Here is a 24,851-nt window from a genome sequence, read left to right as displayed (position 1 = left end):
TGGGACTGTTTTCATTTCAACCAATCCGCTGGAATGGAATCATTCTAAATCAGCTGCTTTTTTGTAGTGATGCTTTTGCGTTAAAGTGTAGCATTGCAAAAAGCTTTTGGCCTGTTCCTCCAGCGTTACCGTTTCCAAAGTGCGAGCCACCAGTTTTTTCATGGCCGCCTCTTTTTCCGGGGAAAGCAAAGCAAAGTTTTTCAGGATAGTTCCCACTTCTTCCGCCGACTCATAAGAAAAACCATTTACACCTTCTACCAACAGTTCTGCCCCCACACTTTCTTTGGGAAGAATCACCGGCAGGCCGCTGACAATAGCTTCCATGGGGGCTGCCTTCATGGCGTTGGAATCAGATGCACTGAAGAAGGCGGTGCAAACCTGATAACACAAATGTATTTTTTCGCGGGGGATATCCCCTGCAAAGGTAACTCTTGAAGAAACCCCCAAAAGGTTTGCCTTTTGCTTCAGTTCTTCCAGCTCCGGGCCGGTTCCCACAATGGACAGATGCAGCCGGTTTTGTTCTTTGGACAGCTTGGCCCAGTATTCCAACAGAAGATCCACCTGATTGTCTTTTCCCAGTGTGCCCACGAACAGGACTCCGATTTTTCCGGTGATTCCCAAAAGGCGGCGGATGGAATCGAAATCCTTGTCCTGTGAATCTCGCTTCCGGAACAGCTCAGTGTCCACGCACAAAGGGGAAACTGTCAACTGCTGGTGTTTGCATAAAGGACGAATTTTGTGCAGGATTTTTTGGGATGGGCTGGTTACCAGATCGGAAAAGGCCAGTGCTTTTTGATAAGTATTTTGGCAAAGCTTTTTGTTCCACAAGCGGCGCAGTCCTTTTCCATAAAAGCCTTCATTGACGTCATGTGTATTTTGAACCGTGGTAATCAGCGGAAGATCATGGGATAAAGCGTATTTGAGCCCCAGGCTGCCAACGGAGCAAAACGTAAATAAATGAATGACATCCGGGTCAAAATCATCAATAAAATCTTTCAGCAGATTCAGTTTGGTACGTTTGCCGTTTTGCCCATAGATGGACTGCGTCGGTTTGGCCGGGCCGAACAAGGTGTGTTGTTCCAAATAACATTCATCCGACTCCACGTCAGTGCTGACCACCAGTACCTCTTGGCCCAGCTGAATCAGGGTCTGCGCCAGCAGCAGAACCTGAGTTTCTACAGCGGAGGTTTGGGGCAGATAGGTTTCTGTAAAGATAGCGATTTTCATAATTCCTCCCGGTTCTGGTAAATCCATGTGTCCGGCTTATTCGGACAGCAGAACAATCCAAAGCGCAGTTGGCTTTGGGGCACAACGGTGCTTTTTTGGCGGCATAAGGCCAACTGTTCTTTACCAACTATTTATTATTTGACAACAGACTTTCTGTTGTTTCTGCTTCGTTACATGGGTTTTGTTTTGTTATAGTTAGTGCACGGCTTTTGCTTTTCAGGTCGGCGATTGGCTGATTTAATGTGTTGGCTCGTTCAGAGCATCTTGGTTACAGGGGATCTTCGCTTAAAAACCGACAGCTGTGTGCAGTAAAGCAATTTTTTTATTGTGATGTATGTTCAGGCTGAACCTGCGTGAGGTTATATTATACCATAAATTTTCTCTTTCCAATCAATTCTTTCCTGAATTTCAGGAATTTGACTTTAGAATGACCAATCGTTGAATTATCCCGGGGTTTGAGCTATAATAAGGATAGAAAAACGGTTTGTTAAAATACCATTGATTCAGGGTAAATCAAGGAGTGATAAAAGTGAGCGGCTTTGAACATCCCAATACACCACAGACTTTCACAGTTCCACTTGCTAAAGTGATTAAAGAGCTTTCCCTTCGGCCGGTCTATATGCCCCATGATCCCGAAAAAGTTTTGATTTCTTCCCGAGAAGTAAACCGCCCGGGCTTGGAATTAAATGGCTTTTTTGATTATTTTGATCCGCATCGAATTTTAATTATGGGCAATACTGAAACCGCGTTCCTTAATAGCTTTACTCCCGAGGAAAGGCAGATTTCCCTGAATAAACTGCTTTCCAAAAAATCCCCAGCCGTAATTGTGGCGCGAGATATTGAGCCGCTGCCGGAACTGCTGGAGGCAGCCCAGATTTACGGGGTATCGGTGTTCAGTTCTTCGGAACCCACCAGCGATTTAATGGCGGCTTTGGTTTCTTATGTAAATGTAGAGCTGGCACCAAGAATCACCCGCCACGGGGTTTTGGTGGAAGTGTATGGCGAGGGCATTCTTTTGGTAGGCGACAGCGGCGTGGGAAAAAGCGAAACAGCCATTGAGCTGATCAAACGCGGTCACCGTCTGATTGCTGATGATGCGGTGGAAATTCGCCGTGTTTCGGCAAAATCTTTGGTGGGTTCCTCCCCGGAAAATATCCGGCATTTTATTGAATTGCGAGGCATAGGCATTATCAATGCACGGCGTATTTTCGGTATGGGCGCTGTTAAGGTGACGGAAAAAATTGATATTGTCATCAGTATGGAACAGTGGGATAGTTCTAAAAATTATGACAGAATGGGACTCGACAATGATTATACGGAAATTTTGGGAATCCGGGTTCCTATTTTGACGATTCCGGTAAAGCCGGGCAGAAACCTGGCTGTCATCATTGAGGTTGCGGCCATGAATAACCGTCAGAAAAAGATGGGATACAATGCGGCTCAGGATCTTCTAACCAGTTTGGGAATGGATGTGGGCATGCTGCAGCCCACAGAAACAAAATTGGATTTTGATTTGTAACTGCGGGGCGGATGGCTCCCGTATCTCATTTTAATATGAAATAGAGGAGGCATCTATGAACCGAATTGAACAATTGGGCGCGACAGCCAATCGCTTGGGCTGTACCTATTCTTTTAATGAACCGATGTGCCGACACACCACCTTCCGGATCGGCGGTGCGGCAGACTTATTTGTGTTTGCGGATTGTCTGGAAAGCCTGAAGGCCTTGGCAATGGAAGCCAACCGGCTGGAAGTGCCTTACATGGTAGTGGGGAACGGCTCTAATATGCTGGTCAGCGATGAAGGAATCCGCGGAATGGTGATTGCCCTGACAGGTCAATTTAACGAAATTACTTTGCAGGATTCGAACTTGGTGCGGTGCGGCGCAGGGGCCACCTTGTCCTCTTTGTGTTCTTTTGCGTTGAATCATTCTTTGTCCGGTGCAGAATTTCTTTGGGGAATTCCGGGGACGGCCGGCGGTGCGGCTTTTATGAATGCGGGCGCATATGGCGGTGAAATGAAAGATATTTTGATATCTTGTGAGCACATGACAAGAAATGGAGAGTTTGGCAGTTTGTCTGGTGATGAATTGGATCTTTCTTATCGGCACAGTGCATACAGTCAAAACGGTTCGGCCATTTTGTTTTTAAATTTGCAGCTGTGCCCCAGCGAACAAGATCAAATTCGAGAAAAAATGAATGACTTAATTGGCCGCCGAAAGTCCAAACAGCCATTGGAAATGCCCAGTGCGGGCAGCGTGTTCAAGCGCCCTCCCCAAAATTTTGCGGGAACGCTGATTGAGCAATGCGGCCTGAAAGGACAATGTGTGGGGGGCGCAATGGTCAGCAGCAAGCATGCAGGGTTTATTGTAAACCGAGGGGATGCCACCTGTGAAGATGTGCTGCGGCTGATTTCTATGATTCAATCTACGGTTTTAAAAGAAACCGGAATCGAACTGGAATGTGAAGTAAAACGAATTGGGCAATAATCAGGGCGGAATGGCAGGGGGAAGAAAATGGAATTTATCATTGTAACGGGGCTTTCCGGTGCGGGAAAATCCCGGGCGGTCAACGCACTGGAAGACATTGGGTTTTATTGCGTGGATAATATCCCGCCTAAGCTAATCCCCACTTTTTATGATCTTTGCAGTCAGGCAAAGGAAGGCTTTAGTCGGGTGGCGGCAGTGACGGACATCCGGGGCGGCACATTGTTTGACAGTTTATCTGAAACACTGGCGCTGTTGCGGGAAGAAGGCAAGAAGTACAAAATTCTGTTTCTGGATGCCAGCGATGCGGTGCTTATCAACCGGTTTAAAGAAACCAGAAGAAAGCATCCGCTGGCAGAAGAATATTTGGGATCTCTGGAACAGGCGGTACAGATGGAGCGTAAAATCCTGAAAACGGTTCGGGAATGCTCCGACTATATTATTGACACCTCATTTTTATCACCTGCACAGCTGAAAGAGCGGATTTCCAGTTTGTTTTTGGGGGACGCATCCGCGGCGCTGATGATTCACTGTGTATCCTTCGGATTTAAATACGGGATACCGGCAGAGGCGGATTTGGTGTTTGATGTGCGTTGTTTGCCGAATCCGTTTTATGTGGAAGAATTAAAACATCAAACCGGATTGGATGAACCGGTGCGGCAATATGTGATGAAGTGGGATCAAACGCAGGGATTTATTCGCCGGTTTATTGATATGATCGATTACATGCTTCCCCTGTACTGTGACGAGGGGAAGAGTCAGCTGGTGATTGCCATTGGCTGCACCGGCGGTCGGCACCGTTCGGTGGCGCTGGCACAGCTTCTTTATAACCATCTGTTAGAAAACAATAAAAGAGCCAGTGTGAATCACAGGGATATTCACAAATAGGAGCACGCCATGTCGTTTTCATATGATACCAAGTCGGAATTATGCAGAATAGAACCGGAAGATTCCTGCTGTAAAAAGGCAGAGTGTTACGGCCTTTTGCTGTGTGCCAAAAGTTTTTCGTTATCATCCATCACTTTGATGACAGAGCACGCGCGGGTGGCACGCCGGGCGGCGCAGTTCACGGCTCAGATAACCGGGGCCATTGTGGATGTGCGAACGGCGGTTTCGTATCACCGCAGCAGCTATACTTTAACCGTAACTCAGGAAAGCCAGCGGCAAAAGGTTTTGTCGGAATTCGGGTATTCTGGTCAGGAAATCAGCCTGCGGATTAACCATTCTAATCTGGAAAACGATTGCTGCAAAGCGGCTTTTCTGCGGGGGGTATTTTTGTCCTGCGGAACGGTGACAGATCCCAACAAAGATTATCATTTGGAATTCATTCTTCCCTTTATGAATCTGGCAAAGGACGTCATGGCGATTCTGCGGGATGGAATGGATTTTCACCCGGCTTTGGTGAACCGCAAAGGCTATTTTGTGGTGTATATTAAGGGCGGGGATCGCATTGCGGATTTGTTGGCTCTTTTGGGTGCGGGCAGTGCGGCAATGGAACTGATGCAGGTTCGCATGCTAAAAGAAGTGCGCAATAATGTCAACCGAAAGACGAATTTTGAAACTGCCAATATTGATAAAACAGTCAGTGCTTCCGTAAGACAGGTGGAAGCGATTGAAAAAATCCGAGATACAGTGGGGCTGGCGAATTTGCCCCAAGAGCTGCGGGAAACTGCGGAACTTCGTTTAGAGTATCCGGAGCTTTCTCTTCGGGAATTAGGGCAGCTGTTTCAAACGCCGGTCAGCCGTTCCGGGGTAAACCACAGGCTGCGGCGGCTGGTCGAAGAAGCGGAAAATTTAAAGTAATGCCGTGTGCCCGCCGGTTAAAGCCAAAAATGCTTTGACCGGCGGCGTTCTGGTTTCAGGGGAAGAAATACACTGCAGAGATAAGGCAGAAAGCGGCATTAGGCCGCAGAAAGGGGACAAACCATGGGATTTGTGCATCTGCATTTGCATACGGAATACAGCCTGCTGGACGGTGCCTGCCGCATTCAGCCTTTGATGCAGGCTGTGAAAGAGCAGGGACAAACAGCAGTTGCCGTTACCGATCACGGTGTGATGTATGGGGCGGTGGACTTTTACCGTGCTGCTCAAAAAAATGGGATAAAGCCGATTGTCGGGTGTGAGGTGTATGTGGCGCGCCGCACCCGTTTTGATAAGGTGCATGGGCTGGACAATGAGTCTTATCATTTGGTGCTGCTGTGCGAAAATAACACGGGCTATCAGAATTTGATTCAGCTGGTTTCTCACGCCTGGACAGAAGGATTTTACAGCAAACCCCGTGTGGATTTGGAATTGCTGGAGAAGTACAGCGAAGGGCTGATTGCTCTTTCTGCCTGCCTTGCCGGTGAAATCCCCCGCCTTTTAACGGCGGACGAGTATGCTGCTGCCAAACAGGTTGCGCTGAAATATCAAAGTATTTTCGGAAAAGATAATTTCTATCTGGAAATGCAGGATCATGGAATTCGGGAACAAAAGCAGGTTAACGCCGGTTTGCAGCGGTTGTCCGAAGAAACGGGAATTCCATTGGTCGCCACCAACGACTGCCATTATATTCGTCAGGAAGACAGCCGGGTGCACCTGATTCTGCTTTGTATTCAGACCAACCATACCATTCAGGATCCGGACAAAATGGAGTTTGCCACGGATCAGTTTTATGTAAAAAGTGAAGAGGAAATGCGCGCGCTGTTCCCAAAGGAAGCCTGTGACAACACGGTGGTGATAGCCGACCGATGTCGGGTGGAATTTGAGTTCGGACACACCAAGCTGCCCGGATTCCAAACGCCCAACGGGGAGGACAATGCCGCTTTTTTCCGGGATTTATGTTATCAGGGTCTTCATCGTTTTTATGGGGAAAATCCAGAACCGGAAATTTTGGAACGGCTGGAATATGAACTTCAGGTGATTGAAAGCATGGGGTATGTAAATTATTACCTGATTGTTTACGATTTTATCCGGTATGCCAAATCGGTGGGAATTCCGGTGGGGCCGGGAAGAGGATCCGGCGCCGGAAGCTTGGCGGCATATTGTGTGGGGATTACCGGAATTGATCCCATTCGCTATCAGCTTTTGTTTGAGCGGTTTTTAAACCCCGAGCGGGTCAGTATGCCTGACTTTGATATCGATTTCAGCGACGAACGCCGGGGCGAAATGATTGAATATGTGGTAAGAAAATATGGCGCAGATCACGTGGCGCAGATTGTCACCTTTGGCACAATGGCGGCCCGAGGCTCAATTCGCGATGTGGGCAGAGCCATGGCAATCCCTTATAATGTGGTGGATTCCGTGGCAAAATTGGTGCCTATGGAACTGAATATTACTTTGGAAAAGGCTTTGAAAACTTCGCCGGATCTGCGTGCCAGATATGACACCGATCCCCAAATAAAAGAACTGATTGACATGGCCAAGCAGGTGGAGGGAATGCCTCGCAATGCATCTACCCATGCGGCAGGGGTAGTGATTACCGACCAGCCGGTCAGCTCTTATGTTCCTCTGGCGAAAAACGGTGACGCCGTTGTGACTCAATTCACTATGACCACGTTGGAAGAACTGGGCCTTTTAAAGATGGATTTCTTGGGGCTTCGCAATCTGTCGGTGCTCAATGATGCGCAGGAATCCATTCGCCTGAATGAGCCGGAATTCAACATATCCGCTATTTCACTGGAGGATCCCAAAGTGTTTGAAATGCTAACCGCCGGTTCTACCGACGGCGTATTCCAGTTTGAATCGGGGGGCATGCGCAGTGTGATTATGCAGCTGCGCCCGGAAAATTTAGAAGATTTAATTGCAGTGATTTCGCTTTACCGGCCGGGCCCCATGGATTCCATTCCCCGGTATATCGAAAACAGGCACCACCCCGAAAAGGTTACCTATCGGCACCCGATGCTGGCGGATATTCTGGATGTTACCTATGGCTGCATTGTGTATCAGGAACAGGTCATGCAGATTTTTCGCAAGCTGGCGGGATACTCTTTGGGCCGCGCAGACATTGTACGCCGAGCCATGTCTAAGAAAAAGGCGGACGTGATGGAGCGCGAACGAGAGATTTTCTTGTATGGCCTTATCGCAGAGGATGGCACCATTGAGGTGGAGGGTTGTGTGCGCCGGGGCGTGGATGAGGAAGCGGCAAAGGCGATTTTTCACGAGATGGAAAGCTTTGCTTCTTATGCGTTTAATAAATCTCACGCAGCGGCCTATGCCACCATTTCGTACCAGACTGCCTGGCTCAAGTGTCATTATCCCCGGGAATACATGGCGGCGCTATTGACCAGCGTGCTGGACAATACCAATAAAATCGCGGCTTATATCGCCGAATGCTCCCGTATGGGGATTCGGGTTCTTCCCCCCAATGTGAACCAGAGCCGCCGGGGATTTACGGTGGCCGGGCGAGATATTCGCTTTGGACTGTTGGCGGTTAAGAATTTGGGGGACGGCTTTTTGCGCAATTTATTGCTGGAACGGGAGCAAAGCGGAAAGTTTGAATCTTTTTATCAATTCTGCAAAAGGATGTATGGAAAGGATTTAAACCGCCGTGCGCTGGAAAGCCTAATCAAATGCGGGGCGCTGGATTCTTTGGAATACAACCGCCGACAGATGCTGAATAATATATCGAATATTTTAGATACTCTGGATTCGGATAAGCGGCGAAATGTAGACGGCCAGCTGGGCTTTTTTGACACCCCCGCTCTTCAGGCAGAGGAACCGGGGTTTCACATTCCGCCCATGCAGGATTTTTCGGATGCAGACAAGTTGGTTATGGAAAAAGAAGTAACCGGGATGTATCTTTCGGGGCACCCCATGAGCCAATATTTAAAGAGGTACGATCAAATTGGCGCCACCCGCACCGGGGAACTGCTGGAAGATGTCAAAGAGCAGACCGGGCGGTATCGGGACGGGGAAGTTTTAACTCTGTTGGGTGTGATTTCTTCGGTGAAACTGAAAGTAACCAAAAGCGGAAGCCGCATGGCTTTTCTTTTGCTGGAGGATATGTTTGGCTCTATCGAATTTTTGGTGTTCCCCAATGTGCTGGAGCGGTATGGGGAACAGGTGGCTGAAGGCAATATTGTGCTGATTCGGGGCCGTTTGAGTCTGACGGAAGAAAAAGATGCAAAGCTGGTTTGCGAACAAATTCAGCCCCCGCCTTCGGAAGATCGGCTGGGTAGCATGGGAAGCCAAGGCGTAGCAGACGGTGATTCGGTTCGCCCAAAACCGGGGAATTCTGCGGCACCAAAAAAACAATCCAGCCGGCCGGGGCTGTATTTAAAGCTGCCGGGAAAAGAGCATCCTCGTTACCGAAAAGCAATGCAATACATTGCCGTGTTTGAAGGAACAACCCCTTTGTATCTGTATTTTACAGACACCAAAAAGCTGATGCAGGCTCCCCTTCAATACCGGGTCAGTGTGAACGATATTTTGTTGCAGGCTCTGCGGGAGTTGTTGGGGGAAGAAAATGTGGCAGTTGTTTAGCAAGGCAACTTTTATCCATATAGTAGAAACTTTAATCCATTGTTTTGCCCATGGGAACGGGATATAATAAAAAGACAAATAAATCCATCATCTTAATTCAGGAGGGCACGAGATATGGGGATCAAAAGAATCGCCGTTTTAACCAGCGGCGGAGATGCACCGGGAATGAATGCCGCGGTGCGTTCGGTAGTTCGTACCGGCCTTTCCAGCGGAATGGAAGTGTTGGGGGTTCACAGGGGCTATAACGGGCTTCTTAATTGTGATACGGTAGAAATGAATCTGCGCAGCGTGTCAGATATTATCCATACGGGCGGAACCGTTTTGTATACCGCCCGCAGCCCTGAATTCAATTCTGCCGAAGGGGTTCAGCTGGCAGCAGACAATTGCCGTAAGATGGGAATTGAAGGGTTAATCGTCATTGGTGGTGACGGCTCTTTCCGCGGCGCCAGAGACTTGACTCAGGCCGGGATTCCCTGTGTTGGTGTACCCGGTACAATTGACAACGACATTGCTTGCAGCGAGTATACCATTGGCTACGATACGGCCATGAATACTGCCATGGAAATGGTGGATCGCCTGCGTGACACCACGGAATCTCATAACCGGTGCAGTGTGGTGGAAGTAATGGGGCGCCGCTGTGGAGACATTGCCCTGAATACAGGCATTGCGGTGGGTGCTATGGCGATTTTGGTGCCGGAACAGCCCTATGATTTAGAGCGCGATATTTATAAGCGCATGCAATATACTCAAAGCATCGGCAAACGTCACTTTATTATTGTGGTGGCCGAAGGCGCCGATTGCCCGGTGGAAGAGCTGGCGAAGGAAATTCAGCGCAATACCGGCATTGAAAGCCGCGCAACCATTTTGGGTCATGTGCAGCGTGGTGGATCCCCCACTTTGCGGGATCGGGTTGTGGCCACTCAAATGGGATACCATGCGGTAAAGCTGCTGGAAGAAGGCAAGAGCAACCGTGTGGTGGCTATGCAGAACAGCCAGATTGTGGATTTTGATATTACACAGGCTTTGCAGATGCCCCGTGATTTTGATGCGGATTTGTATCAGATTGCGCTGAAGGTTTCTATTTGAGCATTCATTCAATTAAAAAAGACGCTGGTTCCGTTTGACGGAATCACAGCGTCTTTTTCTTTGTTTTCAACAGCTCTTAAAAAAATAATTCCATAGTTGCCGGAAGCGCCACAAAGGAAGCATAAGTCGTGATTAGCGTGACCAGAATTCCGGTGATAACCAGCCATTTGGGGTGATGGTAGTCTTCGCCCACAATGCTCTTGTCGCGAATGCTCCACAAAGTAATGGCAAGGGTTAGGGGAAGCAAAAAGCCGTTGATTACCCCGGCGATCACCAGCAATGCGGTGGCTTTGCCGATGGTTGCCATTAAAATAGCTGCCAGGCCGATGAACCCGGTAATAAACCATTTCTCATTTTTTTCAATCACCGGATGAAGTGTTTTTAGAAAAGAAACCGAGGTATAGGAAGAACCGATAATAGTGGTAATTCCGGCACAAAACAGCGCAAGGCCAAACAGGCGCGAACCAAATTGCCCGGCACCCAACAAAAAAGCCTGTGCTGCGGGGTTTTCGGCTGCTGCAATGGATTGGGCAGCCAAAGTTCCGCCGCTGGCACACACACCGAATACCACTAAAAAAATCAGAATCCGGGAAAATCCGGTGATTCCGCAAGAAATTAATGTGCTGGTTTGAATCCCTTTCAAGTTTTCTTTTCCGGTAATGCCATAGTCCAGAAAGCGATGTGCACCCGCATATGAAATATAGCCGCCGGTGGAACCGCCCAAAAGAGTAATCAGCGGGAATAATAACAGATAAGGCTGCTCAGGGAAAATCAGCCCTTTTGCCACCTGATCCATGGGTGGTTTGGTTTGAAACACCATAATGATTAAAACAACCAGTACCATCACGCTTAATACTTGAGAGGCGCGGTTGATCCCGGAACGGGCATTTTTCACCAAAAACAGGGAAATGGCCAGACCACTGGAAAGAACATATCCGATTTGCACCGGAAGACCGCAGACAGCGTTCAGACCCAGCGCAGCCCCGCCGATGTTCCCGATGGCAAAGGTAAATCCGCCAAAGGTGACCAGAACGGCAATCACGTTTCCCGAGCCGGGCAATACCCGATTGGCCAGCTCTTGCCCCCGCAGGCCGGAAATTCCTAAAACCCTCCAGATGTTCAGCTTTGTGATAATATCCAAAAGAATCATGGCTGCCACAGCCGCCGCCAGGCTGGCGGCATGCTGGGCGGTAAACAAAGAGGTTTGTACTAAAAAGCCCGGCCCAATAGAGGAGGCTCCTGTTAAAAAAGCAGCTGCCAGCAGAGCAGAGCGCTTCTGCTTCTGGTCAGATTCCAGATGGTTCATGTGGTGGCTCCTTTTATGTATTTTGCGGAAAAATGTCCTGCCTTAATATCGTACCTTGCCGCAGGGGGAAAAGCAAGACCTTCCATCAAAAAAGCCTGCGTTTGCAGGTGAAGAATGGCATTTGATATTTGGAAAAACTGCTTTTTGATTGGCCTTTTCTGTTCTTTTTCGATGAAAATCCCCCGGAACGATTCCGGGGGATTTTTGTTTTTTAAACTGTGCTTAAAAGTCAAAAGGAAAATGAGGGGAATCAATATGCAAAATGTATTTTACAGAGGGGCCAAAGGACTGTTCTGTTTCCACAACCACATTTTTTGCATCCAGAATAACAATGGATGGCATCCCAAGCCCAATACATTGATTCAAAGCTTCTGTCAAAGGCATATCGCAGGCATCCAAGTCCGAATAATACGACAGCACATAACAAGAGCTTTTGGCAGGGACAAATGTGCATACCACCCGTGATATTTCCGCAACAGACAACTTGCTTTCTTTGATGTAAATTGTTTGGGGAATCAGCAGTTGATCTGCTGTGTGACAAAACCGCCCGATGGCTCGCATACGCTTTTGGGGGTGATTTAGCTCAAACCATAAGCGTTCCCGCATTCTGGCTGTAATAAAATTTTGGACAAATTGTTTTTCTTTTTCGCTATTTATATTTATGATGTATCCCTCATATATGGAATCAGAATTGCTTTTCAATTTGAAATTGTGTTTATACTCCCCACAGTACACGGAAACATGACGAAAAATCGGTACCTGTGTTTTTTGCTTTGCGTTTTCTTCTGTTGGGCACACGGATGATTTACAAACACGCCCTAGTTTCGAATGTGTTTTAGAGGCTTGTCAGAATGCCGAGCGGATGAGAGCCAAAGCAATTCTAGTATGCAGTTTTTTTGATGCCATTATGTGAAAGAGCACAGACCGTTGCTGCTATTATTCGCGTCAGGGAAGAAGCCGTTTCTTTTGCCCCATGTTGTTCCCTTTTGCTTCTTTGGAAGAAGGCTGTTTTTGTTCCGTTTTCGGGGCTGTCTCTGTAGGATACCGAAACGGCCGGGGCTGCATTTCGGTCAGGTGATTCCAATACCGTTTTTGCATATGAGTCATGCGCAGGCGCAGGTTTTCTCGCTCTTTAATGCTGATCGCATCATAAAAAGAGCGCCAAAGCTCACGGTAGTTTTGCTCCGTTTCATCTGGTTCCGGCGGCTCAAAGGCCAAAAGGGGCAAAATTTCGTGGCGGCCGGACTGGTACACCAAAGCCATGTCATGCGTTTTGTCATAAATCAGAAATGCTTCGTTGCAGAACCGCTGGCAAAAGTGGGGAACCAACAGGGGAAGAACCTGATTTTTCGGCTCAATCACTGCAGAAAGCGCACCGCCGGACACGGTAAAGCGGACAAATCCCTGATATTGGTGGCTTTCCTGATGCAGGTGAAGTACCGCTTTATTCAACATGTGAACGGCGGGATGGGTCAGCTGATTCATTACGCGGGGTCCCTCTCGAAAGGCCAGGCGTAAAAACCGAAGAATCCAAAGCTCCTTTTGGGGCAGACAGGTTAAAAAAGCATCCTCTGCCAGTTGTTTGGCGGCGGAACCGATTTTCCCCGGCATGGATTTTTGCACCCTTTTTACCCGATTGGGATCAGTGAGGATTTCCACAGCCGGGTATAAAGTCAGCTGAGTGTCTTCGTGAGAAAAAATAGTCTGGGGCATTTCTTTTCGCTCATAGGTTTCAAACAAACAGCACAAAAGGCCGTCCCAGCTGCCGTCGTACCGGTAAGCGCTGTTTGGGGTGTTTACGAAAGGCATTTCCAAACCTCCTCTGCGGTCAGCTCTGCCGCCTGAGGCGCAAACAGAGAAAGCTGTTCGCCTTGAGGCAAAAACTGTTCCTTACAGGAATCAGAAACCAAGGCTCGAAGCACGGCGTCCGGGGTCAAAGCCGGGGGGCGTTCGCCCCTTCCCGATCCGGTGACAAAAAAACGGGCCCGCTTCATCACCACACCCAGCTTTTTTAAATCCTCAGTGCGCAGGGTTCCGGCGCGCCGGGCGGCAAGGATGCGCCGGGCGCTTTTGACCCCGATTCCCGGAACGCGCAGAATCAATTCATAAGGAGCCCGGTTGATATCCACCGGAAACAGCTCTAAATGATTCAGCGCCCAGTTGCATTTGGGATCCAGCATGGGATGAAAGCTTTGGTGCTTCTCATCCAGCAGTTCGTCGGCCTGAAAACCGTAAAACCGCAAAAGCCAGTCGGCCTGATACAGCCGGTGTTCCCTTAAAAGAGGCGGCTTTACTGTCAGCGCCGGGAGAAGCGGGTTATCGGCAACCGGAATATAAGCAGAGAAAAAGACCCGTTTGAGTTCATAGCGCCGGTACAAAGCTTCGGTCAGCTTTAAGATCTGAAAATCGGTGTCCGGTGTAGCGCCGATGATCATTTGGGTGCTTTGGCCTGCCGGGGCAAATTTGGGGGCATGGCGGTAGCGCACCATTTCAGAGGAGTTTTCTTTGATTTTTCCGGTGATGAAGCCCATAGGTTTTAAAATTTTAGTTTTGGATTTGTCCGGCGCCAGTAAATGGAGGCTTTGCTGAGAGGGCAGTTCTATATTTACGCTCATCCGATCGGCTAACGTGCCCAGTCTTTGAATCAAAAGGCTGTCTGCCCCGGGGATGGCTTTGGCGTGGATATAGCCGTTAAAGCGATATTCTTCGCGAAGGATCCGCACGACCTCGATCATCTGTTCACAGGTGTAGTCCGGATTTTTCAGAATTCCCGAACTTAAAAACAGCCCTTCAATGTAATTTCTGCGATAAAAATTCATTGTCAGGTCAGCCAGTTCCCGGGGCTCAAACACGGCACGGGGAACATCGTTACTTCTTCGGTTGACACAGTATTGGCAGTCATAGGCGCAGCAGTTGGTCATCAGCACTTTTAACAGAGAGATGCACCGGCCGTCCGCCGAAAAGCTATGGCAGATTCCGGCGGATGAGGCGCTGCCCATCCCGCCGTTTTGAGATGCGCCGCGGTCAACTCCGCTGGAGGTACACGCCACGTCATATTTGGCGGAATCGGATAATAATTTTAGTTTTTCCAGCGTTTGCATCCGGCTTGCCTCCCTTTGATTTCTTTGCTTATTTTAACACAAACATATGTTCTTTGTAAAGGGAAATATTTGGGGCATAATAAAGCGATTTATTTTGAAACAGCGCAGGCTTAGACAGCCGGCAAAATAGACTGGCTAAATTGGAAAAATGTAGTATAATGTAAGCAGACAAGCCTGCTGTAACAATTGAATTTTTGTATGGTTGCAAGAAGAGTAACAGGAGGGATTGCAATGAAAAATGATAATCGAAAAATAGTGCTGGTGGGCACCGGGTTTGTGGGGATGAGTTTTGCGTATGCGCTTTTAAACCAAACGGCGTGCGATGAACTGGTGCTAATTGACGTTGACACCCAAAAAGCCGAAGGGGAAGCTATGGATTTAAACCATGGCGTTGCCTTTTCTGCTTCTCATATGAAAATTTATGCAGGCGGCTATTCCGATTGCAAGGATGCGGATATTGTGGCTATCTGTGCCGGGGTTGCTCAAAAGCCGGGGGAAACCCGAATTGACCTTTTGCAGCGCAATACAGCGGTGTTCCATTCTATCATTGCGCCGGTGGTGGAATCCGGATTCCGGGGCATTTTTCTCATTGCCACCAATCCGGTGGATATTATGGCTCATGTGACCCAGCGGCTTTCCGGATTCCCTGCAAGCCGGGTGATCGGAACCGGAACCACACTGGACAGCGCCCGGCTGCGGTATATGCTGGGCAGCTATTTAGAAGTGGATCCCCGAAATGTGCACGCCTATGTGATGGGCGAACACGGGGACAGCGAATTCGTTCCCTGGTCTCAGGCAATGGTGGGTACAAAGCCGGTTTTAACCATCGTGGAGGAATCCCCGCAGAGTTATTCCGTAAAGGATTTGGAAGAAATCAGCGAGGATGTCAAAAATGCCGCCCAGAAAATTATAGCAGCGAAAAAATCCACTTATTACGGAATTGGAATGTCCATGGTGCGGATTGTAAAGGCTGTTTTTGGGGATGAAAAGAGCATTTTGACCGTATCGACGCTTCTTCAGGGCGAATACGGGCAGGCCGATGTGTATATCGGGGTTCCCTGCATCGTCAGCCGGGATGGAGTCTGCGGTGTTTTAGAAGTTTTGCTCACAAAAAAAGAGCTTGAAAAATTCAAGCTCTCTGCAAACTTATTACAGGATGCCTTTGGCGGCATCCGTTTCGAACAGTAGAAGTTACAAAGCAGCGACCATTTCAATTTCGACCAAAGCACCTTTCGGCAAACCGGAAACCTGCACGCAGGAACGGGCCGGGTAAGGCTTTTCAAAATAAGTGGAATAAAGCTCGTTAACAACCGCAAAATCTGCTAAATCCATTAAAAACACATTAACTTTTACCACACTGGAAAAATCGGTTCCTGCCTGTGCCAGTACAGCTTTCAGGTTTTCAAATACACGCACAGTTTGCTCTTTGATTCCGCCTTCCACGAAAGCGCCGGTGGCGGGATCAATGGGAATTTGGCCCGAAGTATAGAGCATATTCCCGATTTGCACTGCCTGGGAATATGGGCCGATGGCGGCTGGGGCATTTGAAGTGGAGATTTCTTTCTTTTGCATGATAGATTCCTCCTGACAAAATAATATTTATTGAGCAGGCGGCTGAAATCAGCCGGGAACTCTCTTTGTGCAAAGTGGTTAGTTTTCGCTGGCCCAGAACGACACGGCCAGCATTCCGGGGCCCACATGGGAACCGATGACCGGGCCGATATCACAAAGAATAATATCTTTGGGACGAAAGCGTTCCTTGATTTCTTGCTTGAGCTGTTTGGCATCTTTTTCGCTGTTGCCGTGTCCCACCAAAATGGTTTGTTCCGCAGGGTTAATCCCGGTTTGGGCAATGCGCTCAATCAGCGCTTCCATTGACTTTTTTCGTCCCCGAACCTTTGCGGCGGCTACCAGCTTGCCTTCGCTGTCCACATGCAGAATGGGCTTAATGCCCAAGGCGGTTCCGGCCATTGCGGCAACGGAAGAAATGCGGCCGCCCCGGCGCAAATGATTCAGGTCGTCCACTGTAAACCATTGGCCAATGTGCAGATGGCTTTGTTCTGCCCAACGAACCATTTCATCTAAAGTAAGACCTTCCCGCTTTTTCTGGGCGGCCAAAAACACAAACAGCCCTTGCCCGATGGATGCACAGAAAGAATCCACGCAGACAATGCGCTGCTTGGGATATTTGTCTTCCAATTCTCTGGCGGCAATCAAAGAAGCGTGATAGGTTCCGCTTAATCCTGAGGTAAAGCTCAGGTACAGAACGTCTGCTCCGGTTTCCAGAATGGCTTCAAAATATTTCATATAAGTAATTTGGTTGATTTGAGAGGTAGATGGGGTCTCGCCAGATGCCATCCGCTCGTAAAAAGTGGTCAGGCTCATTTCCCGTGCATCCGGATAATGCTGATACAAGGTTCCGCCCATTTGAAATTCCATCGGAATGACGCGGACCCCCAGCTTTTCCAGCACATCCGCGGGCAGATCGCAGGTGGCGTCTGTTATTAAGGCATAGTCTTTCAATCAGTTGGCCTCCTCTAAAAATCAGGGCTGCCAGTTTTTTTATCCCTGAATTTCTTATTATTATATAGTATCCCTATCCGTTTGACAAGCAATAACATTTTTGAAAAACTATTTTAAGGAAGGGCCGTATGAAGAAATTACTGAAGATCCTGCTAAGTCGTACCTCATTGATTGCGCTGGCATTGATTGCGCAGATTGGCGTCTTAATTCTGATGATGGTAGAGTTTAGCAACTATTTTGTATGGTTTTATGCCTTTTGCGGCGTGATCAGTGCGGTGGTTGTGCTTTGGATCCTCAACAGTGATCTGAACCCGGCCTATAAGCTGGCGTGGAATATTCCCATCTTACTGTTCCCCATTTTTGGGGGGCTGTTTTACCTGTGGTTTGGGCGCAGCCGGAATAACCGCAAAATACGCCGGGGTGTAAAACTGGCCAACCAAAACTATCGAACCTATTTAAAACAGGATCCGGCTATTCTGGAAGAGATCACCGAAATTAGTCTGGATGCTGGGGCGCAGGTGCGTTATTTGCAGCGCTATTCCAATTGCCCGGTTTATCATAACAGTTCGGCTGTGTATTTCCCCAGCGGAGAAGCCAAATTTCAGGCTTTGGTGGAGGAACTCAAAAAAGCAGAGCACTTTATTTTTCTGGAGTATTTTATCATTCAGGAAGGGGTTATGTGGAACACCGTTCTGGAAATCTTAACGCAAAAGGCAAGGCAAGGGGTTGATGTCAGGGTTTTGTACGACGACATGGGGTGTTTGTTTACCCTACCGTTTCAATACAATAAAAAACTGGAAAAAATGGGCATCAAATGCTGTGTTTTTAATAGCTTCGTTCCCTTTTTATCCACGCTGATGAACAATCGGGATCACCGGAAAATTGTGGTGATTGATGGACATACCGCCTTTACCGGGGGGGTAAATCTGGCAGATGAGTATATTAACCTGACACCCCGATTTGGCCGCTGGAAAGACTCTGCAATGAAACTGCAGGGGGAAGCCGTATGGAATTTTACGGTTATGTTTTTATCTATGTGGGGGGATGTGCGGGGAGTGACCGAGGACTTTGAACGGTTTCGTGCCCTTCCCGAACAGATGGAAACGGGGGAGGGAGCAGGCGGCTTTATTTTACCCTACAGTGACAATCCTTTGGATTGGGAGCCGGTGGGGGAAAATACCTTTCTTAACCTGATTCACCGGGCCAAAAAATACGTCTATATTAACACACCCTATTTGATTCTGGACAATGAAATGACCACCGCACTGTGTATTGCGGCAAAAAGTGGAGTAGATGTGCGAATTATTACGCCGCACATTCCCGATAAGAAAATGGTGTATGCGGTTACCCGTTCTAATTATGAAGTGCTGGTAAAAAACGGGGTGAAAATTTACGAGTATACACCGGGATTTAACCATGCCAAAACAGTGGTCTGTGATGATGACTATGGTGTTGTGGGAACCATTAATTTTGATTACCGCAGTTTTTACATGCACTTTGAGTGTGCGGCCTGGCTGTACCGCTGCCCTATGATACAGGACATGAAAGAAGAATTTCTTTCTACTTTATTACAATGTCAGCTCATTCCTCTGGCGGAGTGCCGCGGCCTAAAGTGGCGGGAACGAATTGGCAGTTTTGTTCTGAAAATCTTTGCCCCTTTAATGTAACAAACATATCACAGAAAATGCGAGGATGGAAAAAGACCTTGCGGTGCCAAAACAGCGGATGGTTACAAGGGCCTTTTGCTATCTTTTAAAACCAATCAAGCGAAAAAACTATATACATTTTGTATTATTAAACGGAATAATACAAATCGTGTTAATTCAACACGCAAAACAGACGAAAAATAGCTGTTTAGGCTGCTTTTCGTCTGTTTTATTTCATTTAATTAAATACTAAACGTATAATCAGTAATTGATATTATACATTTTGTTTAAAACGGTGAGGGTTTAGAGCATAGATCCTTTTGGTAAGGCTTACGCTTTTTCCCCCGTGACCCAATTTTGAACCATATTCAGAAAGTAACTGTGTACCGCGACGCTGTCGGTTAGTTCCGGGTGAAAAGCAGTTACCAGCTGGTTTCCCTGCCGGGCTGCCACCTTGTTGCCGTTCACGGTGGAAAGCACGGTCACACTGTTTCCCGTTTGGGTGATAAAAGGGGCACGGATGAAGGTCATGGGGATAGAGGGGAAGTTTCCAAAGGCGGCTGTTGTTGTAAAACTGCCCAGCTGCCGCCCATAAGCGTTGCGGCGAACCGTAATATCCATTGTGGCCAAATGCCGAATGGGGCTGTCTTCCAATTGCTTTGCCAGCAGAATCATTCCTGCGCAGGTGCCGAAAACAGGAAGCCCTTCCAGAATTCGTTCCCGCACAGGCTCCAAAATGTCCAGATCAAAAAGCAGTTTTCCCATGGCAGTGCTTTCTCCGCCGGGCAGAATCAATCCGTCCAGCGGGTGAGATAAATCACTTTTCTGGCGAATCAGAATACCGTTCGCATGAAGGGTTTCCAGCATTTTCATGTGTTCTGCAAAGGCGCCCTGAAGTGCCAAAATGCCGATATTCATTATTTTCCACGCTCCGCCATCAGGATCTCAATCTCACTTTCATTGATGCCTACCATAGCCTCTCCCAAATCTTCAGAAAGCTCTGCTAAAAGTGCTGCATCCTGATAATTGGTCACCGCTTTTACAATGGCGGCAGCGCGCTTTTCCGGATTCCCCGATTTAAAGATGCCAGAGCCAACGAATACGCCTTCGGCGCCCAACTGCATCATCAAAGCCGCATCCGCCGGGGTGGCGATTCCTCCCGCGGCAAAATTAACCACCGGAAGCCGCCCCTCAGTATGCACCTTTTGAAGAAGAGCGTAAGGGACCTGAAGCTGTTTGGCGGCTTCAAACAATTCATCCTCCCGCATGGACTGCACCCGGCGGATTTCAGAATTCATTTTTCGCATATGCCGAACCGCCTGCACAATATCACCGGTGCCCGGTTCCCCCTTGGTGCGAATCATGGATGCGCCTTCGGTGATTCTGCGCAGGGCTTCTCCTAAATCTTTCGCACCGCACACAAAAGGAACCTGAAATTGTGTTTTGTTAATGTGATATATATCATCGGCGGGGGACAAGACTTCGCTTTCGTCGATGTAGTCAATTTCAATGGCTTCTAGAATCTGGGCTTCTGCAAAATGGCCGATTCTGACTTTAGCCATCACAGGGATGGAAACTGCCTGCTGAATTCCACGGATCATTTTGGGATCACTCATTCTGGAAACACCGCCTGCTGCCCGAATATCCGCCGGAATTCGTTCCAGCGCCATCACGGCACAGGCACCGGCCGCTTCTGCAATTTTGGCCTGATCCGGCGTGGTGACGTCCATAATCACGCCGCCTTTCAGCATCTGCGCCAATTCTTTGTTCAGTTGATAACGTTTGTTTTCCATGAAAATCGCTCCTCTGCTTTACATCATTCTTGTAATCCATTATAATGATTTCTGGTATGATTCAAATATCCATTTTAATATTTTTTTATAATACCAGATGGAGGGCGCTATGCTTACTTATGATTTGAGCAGCAGGGGAAACACCCCCTTGTATGATAGCCTGTACCAGAAAATGAAAGCCGATATTTTGCAGGGGAAATTGAAGGCAGGGGAAAAACTGCCCTCGAAACGAAGCCTTGCCCAGCATTTAAAGATCAGTGTGGTCACGGTGGAAAATGCCTATGCCCAGCTGATTTTGGAGGGATATCTTTATTCGGAAGAGAAAAGAGGATATTATGTCAGCGTGCTGGAACAATCGACCCCTTCTGCGGTTGGTGCGGCGGACACCGAAGAGAGCCAAAGCGGGGAAGAGCAAACGGCTCCCCCTGGTTCACAGCCGGTTTTTCTGGATTTGACAAGCAACAGCATCTGCTCAGAAAAGTTCCCTTTTTCTGTTTGGTCCCGGTTGATGCGGCAGGTGCTGTCAGAGCGGAGCATGTGCCTTTTGGAGCCTTTGCCTTTTAACGGAGCACAAGAATTGAGAAATGCGCTGGCGGACTATTTGTACCGCTTTCGGGGGATGGCGGTGACCCCTTCTCAAATTATTATCGGGGCGGGGGCGGAATATCTGTATGGCCTAATTATTCAGCTGCTGGGGCGGAAGCATGTGTTTGCCGTGGAAAACCCGGGATACCAGAAAATACCCGCTATTTACCGTTCTCATCAGGTTAAGTGCCGGCCGATTGATTTGGATTCTGAGGGAATGTCGGTGAGTCAGCTTCGCGAAAGCGATGCCAGTGTGGTGCATATTTCGCCTTCTCATCACTTTCCCACCGGGATTGTGATGCCCATTAAGAGGCGGCAAGAGATTTTGAAATGGGCCAACGAGAAGAGTGAACGATTTTTAATAGAGGATGACTATGACAGCGAGTTTCGCTTTTCCGGCCGACCCATACCCACGCTGTATTCCATTGACACCAGCCAAAAGGTGATTTATATGAACACCTTTTCGAAAAGTCTGGCGCCGTCCATTCGCATCAGCTATATGGTTTTGCCCGATTCTTTGGCGGAACAGTTTCGAGAAAAGCTGAGCTTTTATGCCTGCACGGTTCCCAGTTTTGAGCAGTATACTTTGGCCCGCTTTATTGCCCGAGGATACTTTGAACAGCACATCAGCCGTATGCGGAATTTTTATAAAACCCAAAGGGATGAAACCATACAAGCGATTCGCTCCAGTCCCCTTGCCAATCAGGTAACGATTCTGGAAGAAGATGCGGGACTGCATTTTCTTCTGCGGGTAAACACACAGCTCAGCGACCGTCAGCTGAAACAGGAAGCGGAAAAACACGGAGTTCAAATTTCCTGTCTGTCTGAGTATGACAGCAAGAGGAACCAAAGCTCCCGTCATATTTTGGTGATTAATTATTCCGGAGCAGACCGGGAACGGATGGCAGAGGGAGTCCGAAGGCTGTCTCAGGCACTTGGCTTCTCTGCAAACTAACAGAGGGAAATCTATTTTAAATCAGATGTGATTTCACTGCTGTTTTTTCGGAATAGGACGCTGTTATAACCACTTGTATTTTGTATTTATGAAGCTTTATATCGAAAAACATCGAAAAAATACATTTTCATCGTTTTTTATTGACATTGTATGAATTGTCTGCTACTATTTTTGATAACGGCTTTATTTTTTGCGTAAGGATAGTTTTTTCGCTCCTTACCACGGAAATGGGATCCCGTTGGTGTTTTTATACCAATGGGATCCCATTCTTTTTTATTCAGTTTGCGGCTAGTAAAGACAGGGGGTGGAAATACAGCCGTTTGGGCAAATCAACACAAAACGAAAGAAGAAAGGAGAGAAAATTCATGAAAGCAATTCTCTGTCCCTGACTCCCGAATACAACGGCAACCTAAGAAATGAAAGTCTGAGTTCTTTTTTGTTTGATGCGCCAATGAAAGCCAAATTTTTTGATTCCTTTTGATTCTTATTACTTTGTTCATAGAAAGGGGTGTATTAAAATGATTTTTGGTCTTTCCCCGCTTTTTGCATTAATCCCTTTGGTTCTTTACATTGTGTTGGCATTCCGGGATATCCACCCGGTTCTTAACGTAGTGATTTGCGTGGTGCTCAGCGCCATTATGACGCAGCAATCCTTTTCTGAAATGGGTGGCATCTTGGGGGATGCTTTGGGATCCTTTTTGGGTCTGATTGGTTTTATCATCATGCTGGGTTCGGCGCTGGGCGCAGTGCTGCGGGCTACGGGTGTGGCAGAGTTTATCATCTATGCTTTCACTAAGAAAATCGGCATTAATACCGAAAAGAAGGCGGTTCTTGCCACCATGGCAACCTCAATTGTTGTGGTAGCACTGCTGGGAACTCTGGCCGGAGCCAACGCTATTATTGCACCGATGATCATTCCGATGGTGGCAATGATTGGCCTTACCCCTTCCACCATGGCGGCCGTCCTGATGGGGGCGGGCATGACCGGTTTGTTTATCGGGCCTTATTCCCCACAGGTAATTACGATTATGGAACTGACCCATATGAGTTATGGAACCTATGTCACCGGTGTGGGGCTGCCTGTGGCGGCCATTTGCTGGGTTGTTACTTATTTTATGGCATTGCGGATTCAGAAAAAAACCAAGGGGATTTATGCTTATACCGATGTGGAAGAAGTCAACATGGAATACATAGCTACACCGCAATCCAAACGTGCTACTACAGTCTTTTTTACCTGTATGGCGGTTTTAATTGGATATGGAATTTATCTGCAGGCGGGATCGTCTTATGCCATTATGGTCATTTCTGTTACAGCGGTTTTAACCGGCATTGCAGGCGGACTTTCGCTGAACAAATTATTTGATGAGATGATCGACGGCGCAGCAAAAATGGTTTGGTTGTTCATCATGTTTGTCCTGTTTACTCCTTTTATTAACTTTATCACCGAAGCCGGTGCTTTTGATGAACTGGTAAATCTTCTGACCCCGCTGTTTCAATCCAACAGCATCGTGAGCTTTTCGGCAGTTACCACATTGACAGGCGTGTTCGGCATCAGCGGTGCTGCTACAGCAGAATCTATTCTTCTGGACAGCATGTTTAAGCCTTTGGTAGAAAATCTGGGTGTTTCGGCTACCCTTTGGGGCACCATTCTGCTGGTTGCTTCTCAGATTACTTCCTTTGCTTATCCCGAAGCGGATATGCTGGGGCAAATGGGTTTGGCACGCTCCAAAGATATGAAAAACATGGTGAAGTTCGGTGTAACGGTAGCGATTTGCTGCATTATTTATGTGTTTATTCGTTCTTTGTTTGGGTGAGAAAGCCTGATTGATATCAAACGGAAGAAAAGGAGTGGTTGCAATGGAACAAATGCTGCGGGAATACCTAAATGCACAGCCCGGGGAGGCTGCGGTTTGGGTGCAGGATCTGACAGACGGAACAACTGCAGTAATCAATGCCGATGCTGTTTTTCCATCAGCCAGCACCATTAAGCTGGTCATCATGGCCTGTTTGCTGGAAAAAGTGCGTGATGGACAGATGTCGCTGGACGATTTGGTGACGATGACACCGGATATGAAAACCGGCGGAGATGGTATTTTAAAAGAGCTTCGTTCAGGCCATCAGATTGCTTTGGAAGAACTTTTAACGCTGATGATTATTGTCAGTGACAACACGGCGACCAACATTTTAATCGACCGCTTGGGGATGGAGGAAATCAATTCCACGGCCAATGCGTTGGGAATGAAACAGACGGTGCTGGAGCGTCGGATGATGGATTCTCAGGCAAAAAAGTTGGGTAAAGATAATTTTACCTGTGCGCGGGATTTGGCTCTGATTTTGGAGAAAATCTATCGGGAGCAGTGTGTGGACGCTTCCATGAGCCGGTTGATGATGGATCTGTTAAAACGTCAGCAGCAAACGGGGCGGCTTCAGCTTTACCTGCCGGAAGACTTAGAAATTGCTCATAAATGCGGGGATTTGGATTATTTGGAACACGATGTAGGAATTGTGTTTCTGCCAAAGCATCCTTATCTGATTGTGGTTTTGACCAAAGACAATCCGACCAATAAAGAAGGTCGGGAATTGATTGGAATCGTTTCAAAAATCGTATGGGAGCAAATGCTGAAAAAAGCATCGGTTTCTCAATAATCTGTTTATAAAAAATTACAGGATTGGTAAAAGCCGT

20 protein-coding genes are annotated in these 24,851 nt (G+C 47.8%); 11 read left to right on the top strand and 9 right to left on the bottom strand.

Annotation, left to right across the window (positions count from 1 at the left end; genetic code table 11):
- Positions 1–39 precede the first annotated feature (39 nt).
- Positions 40–1,227 (bottom strand): glycosyltransferase, encoded by a 1,188-nt coding sequence (locus tag C1A02_RS03945; protein ID WP_101696930.1) that lies wholly within the window; start codon positions 1,225–1,227, stop codon positions 40–42.
- A gap of 529 nt (positions 1,228–1,756) precedes the next feature.
- Between C1A02_RS03945 and hprK the strand changes: the two genes are divergently transcribed.
- From hprK to pfkA, 6 genes are all read left to right on the top strand, one after another.
- Positions 1,757–2,746 carry an HPr(Ser) kinase/phosphatase gene (hprK, locus tag C1A02_RS03940; protein WP_101696929.1) on the top strand — a complete coding sequence of 330 codons (990 nt, stop codon included), beginning with the start codon at positions 1,757–1,759 and terminating at the stop codon, positions 2,744–2,746.
- A gap of 55 nt (positions 2,747–2,801) precedes the next feature.
- Positions 2,802–3,713, top strand: coding sequence for a UDP-N-acetylmuramate dehydrogenase (gene murB, locus C1A02_RS03935; RefSeq protein WP_101696928.1), 912 nt, complete (start codon positions 2,802–2,804; stop codon positions 3,711–3,713).
- A gap of 27 nt (positions 3,714–3,740) precedes the next feature.
- On the top strand, positions 3,741–4,598 hold the full coding sequence (gene rapZ / locus C1A02_RS03930; protein WP_101696927.1) for an RNase adapter RapZ: 858 nt from the start codon (positions 3,741–3,743) through the stop codon (positions 4,596–4,598).
- Positions 4,599–4,607: 9 nt separating this feature from the next.
- Positions 4,608–5,513, top strand: coding sequence for a DNA-binding protein WhiA (whiA, locus tag C1A02_RS03925; RefSeq protein ID WP_101696926.1), 906 nt, complete (start codon positions 4,608–4,610; stop codon positions 5,511–5,513).
- Between the two features lie 123 nt (positions 5,514–5,636).
- Positions 5,637–9,173 (top strand): DNA polymerase III subunit alpha, encoded by a 3,537-nt coding sequence (locus tag C1A02_RS03920; protein WP_101696925.1) that lies wholly within the window; start codon positions 5,637–5,639, stop codon positions 9,171–9,173.
- Positions 9,174–9,287: 114 nt separating this feature from the next.
- A complete protein-coding gene (gene pfkA / locus C1A02_RS03915; protein ID WP_101696924.1) occupies positions 9,288–10,259 on the top strand; it encodes a 6-phosphofructokinase in 972 nt (323 codons plus the stop codon).
- Between the two features lie 76 nt (positions 10,260–10,335).
- On the opposite strand, the gene C1A02_RS03910 is transcribed toward pfkA, so the two are convergent.
- The 4 genes from C1A02_RS03910 to C1A02_RS03890 form a co-directional block, all read right to left on the bottom strand.
- Positions 10,336–11,565: an NRAMP family divalent metal transporter gene (locus C1A02_RS03910; protein ID WP_101696923.1), complete on the bottom strand. Its 1,230-nt coding sequence runs from the start codon at positions 11,563–11,565 to the stop codon at positions 10,336–10,338.
- A 222-nt stretch (positions 11,566–11,787) separates the two neighbouring features.
- Entirely contained in the window at positions 11,788–12,171 is a 384-nt protein-coding gene (locus tag C1A02_RS03900; RefSeq protein WP_129588139.1) for a hypothetical protein, read from the bottom strand.
- Between the two features lie 339 nt (positions 12,172–12,510).
- Positions 12,511–13,374: a TIGR03915 family putative DNA repair protein gene (locus C1A02_RS03895; RefSeq protein WP_101696920.1), complete on the bottom strand. Its 864-nt coding sequence runs from the start codon at positions 13,372–13,374 to the stop codon at positions 12,511–12,513.
- Entirely contained in the window at positions 13,362–14,666 is a 1,305-nt protein-coding gene (locus tag C1A02_RS03890; RefSeq protein ID WP_101696919.1) for a putative DNA modification/repair radical SAM protein, read from the bottom strand. The genes C1A02_RS03895 and C1A02_RS03890 overlap by 13 nt, the downstream gene beginning before the upstream one ends.
- A gap of 231 nt (positions 14,667–14,897) precedes the next feature.
- On the opposite strand from C1A02_RS03890, the gene C1A02_RS03885 reads away from it, so the two are divergent.
- The gene (locus tag C1A02_RS03885; RefSeq protein ID WP_101696918.1) at positions 14,898–15,854 is read left to right on the top strand and encodes an L-lactate dehydrogenase; all 957 of its coding nucleotides are present in this window, start codon (positions 14,898–14,900) and stop codon (positions 15,852–15,854) included.
- Between the two features lie 3 nt (positions 15,855–15,857).
- Here the strand turns inward: C1A02_RS03885 and C1A02_RS03880 are convergent, their stop codons facing one another.
- Both C1A02_RS03880 and C1A02_RS03875 read right to left on the bottom strand, forming a co-directional pair.
- Positions 15,858–16,238: a RidA family protein gene (locus tag C1A02_RS03880; protein WP_101696917.1), complete on the bottom strand. Its 381-nt coding sequence runs from the start codon at positions 16,236–16,238 to the stop codon at positions 15,858–15,860.
- Between the two features lie 78 nt (positions 16,239–16,316).
- Complete coding sequence (locus tag C1A02_RS03875) at positions 16,317–17,189, bottom strand: DegV family protein (RefSeq protein ID WP_101696916.1); 873 nt, start codon at positions 17,187–17,189, stop codon at positions 16,317–16,319.
- A gap of 128 nt (positions 17,190–17,317) precedes the next feature.
- Between C1A02_RS03875 and cls the strand changes: the two genes are divergently transcribed.
- Positions 17,318–18,856: a cardiolipin synthase gene (gene cls / locus C1A02_RS03870; RefSeq protein ID WP_101696915.1), complete on the top strand. Its 1,539-nt coding sequence runs from the start codon at positions 17,318–17,320 to the stop codon at positions 18,854–18,856.
- Between the two features lie 309 nt (positions 18,857–19,165).
- Here cls and pdxT read toward each other — a convergent pair whose 3' ends face one another.
- Positions 19,166–19,753 (bottom strand): pyridoxal 5'-phosphate synthase glutaminase subunit PdxT, encoded by a 588-nt coding sequence (gene pdxT / locus C1A02_RS03865; protein ID WP_101696914.1) that lies wholly within the window; start codon positions 19,751–19,753, stop codon positions 19,166–19,168.
- Positions 19,753–20,628, bottom strand: a complete 876-nt coding sequence (gene pdxS / locus C1A02_RS03860) for a pyridoxal 5'-phosphate synthase lyase subunit PdxS (protein WP_101696913.1) — start codon at positions 20,626–20,628, stop codon at positions 19,753–19,755. Before pdxS ends, pdxT begins: the two co-directional genes overlap by 1 nt.
- 109 nt (positions 20,629–20,737) lie before the next feature.
- Between pdxS and pdxR the strand changes: the two genes are divergently transcribed.
- From pdxR to C1A02_RS03845, 3 genes are all read left to right on the top strand, one after another.
- On the top strand, positions 20,738–22,168 hold the full coding sequence (gene pdxR / locus C1A02_RS03855; RefSeq protein WP_101696912.1) for a MocR-like pyridoxine biosynthesis transcription factor PdxR: 1,431 nt from the start codon (positions 20,738–20,740) through the stop codon (positions 22,166–22,168).
- A 518-nt stretch (positions 22,169–22,686) separates the two neighbouring features.
- The gene (locus C1A02_RS03850; RefSeq protein ID WP_101696911.1) at positions 22,687–23,982 is read left to right on the top strand and encodes a GntT/GntP/DsdX family permease; all 1,296 of its coding nucleotides are present in this window, start codon (positions 22,687–22,689) and stop codon (positions 23,980–23,982) included.
- Between the two features lie 43 nt (positions 23,983–24,025).
- Positions 24,026–24,814 (top strand): serine hydrolase, encoded by a 789-nt coding sequence (locus C1A02_RS03845; RefSeq protein ID WP_101696910.1) that lies wholly within the window; start codon positions 24,026–24,028, stop codon positions 24,812–24,814.
- The last annotated feature ends 37 nt before the right edge of the window (positions 24,815–24,851 follow it).

Origin of the sequence: Clostridium minihomine, assembly GCF_900240385.1 — a bacterium.
Taxonomy (GTDB): domain Bacteria; phylum Bacillota; class Clostridia; order Oscillospirales; family Acutalibacteraceae; genus Faecalispora; species Faecalispora minihomine.
The sequence above is the reverse complement of the archived record's forward strand: the minus strand, read 5'-3'. Positions and strand labels throughout refer to the sequence as shown.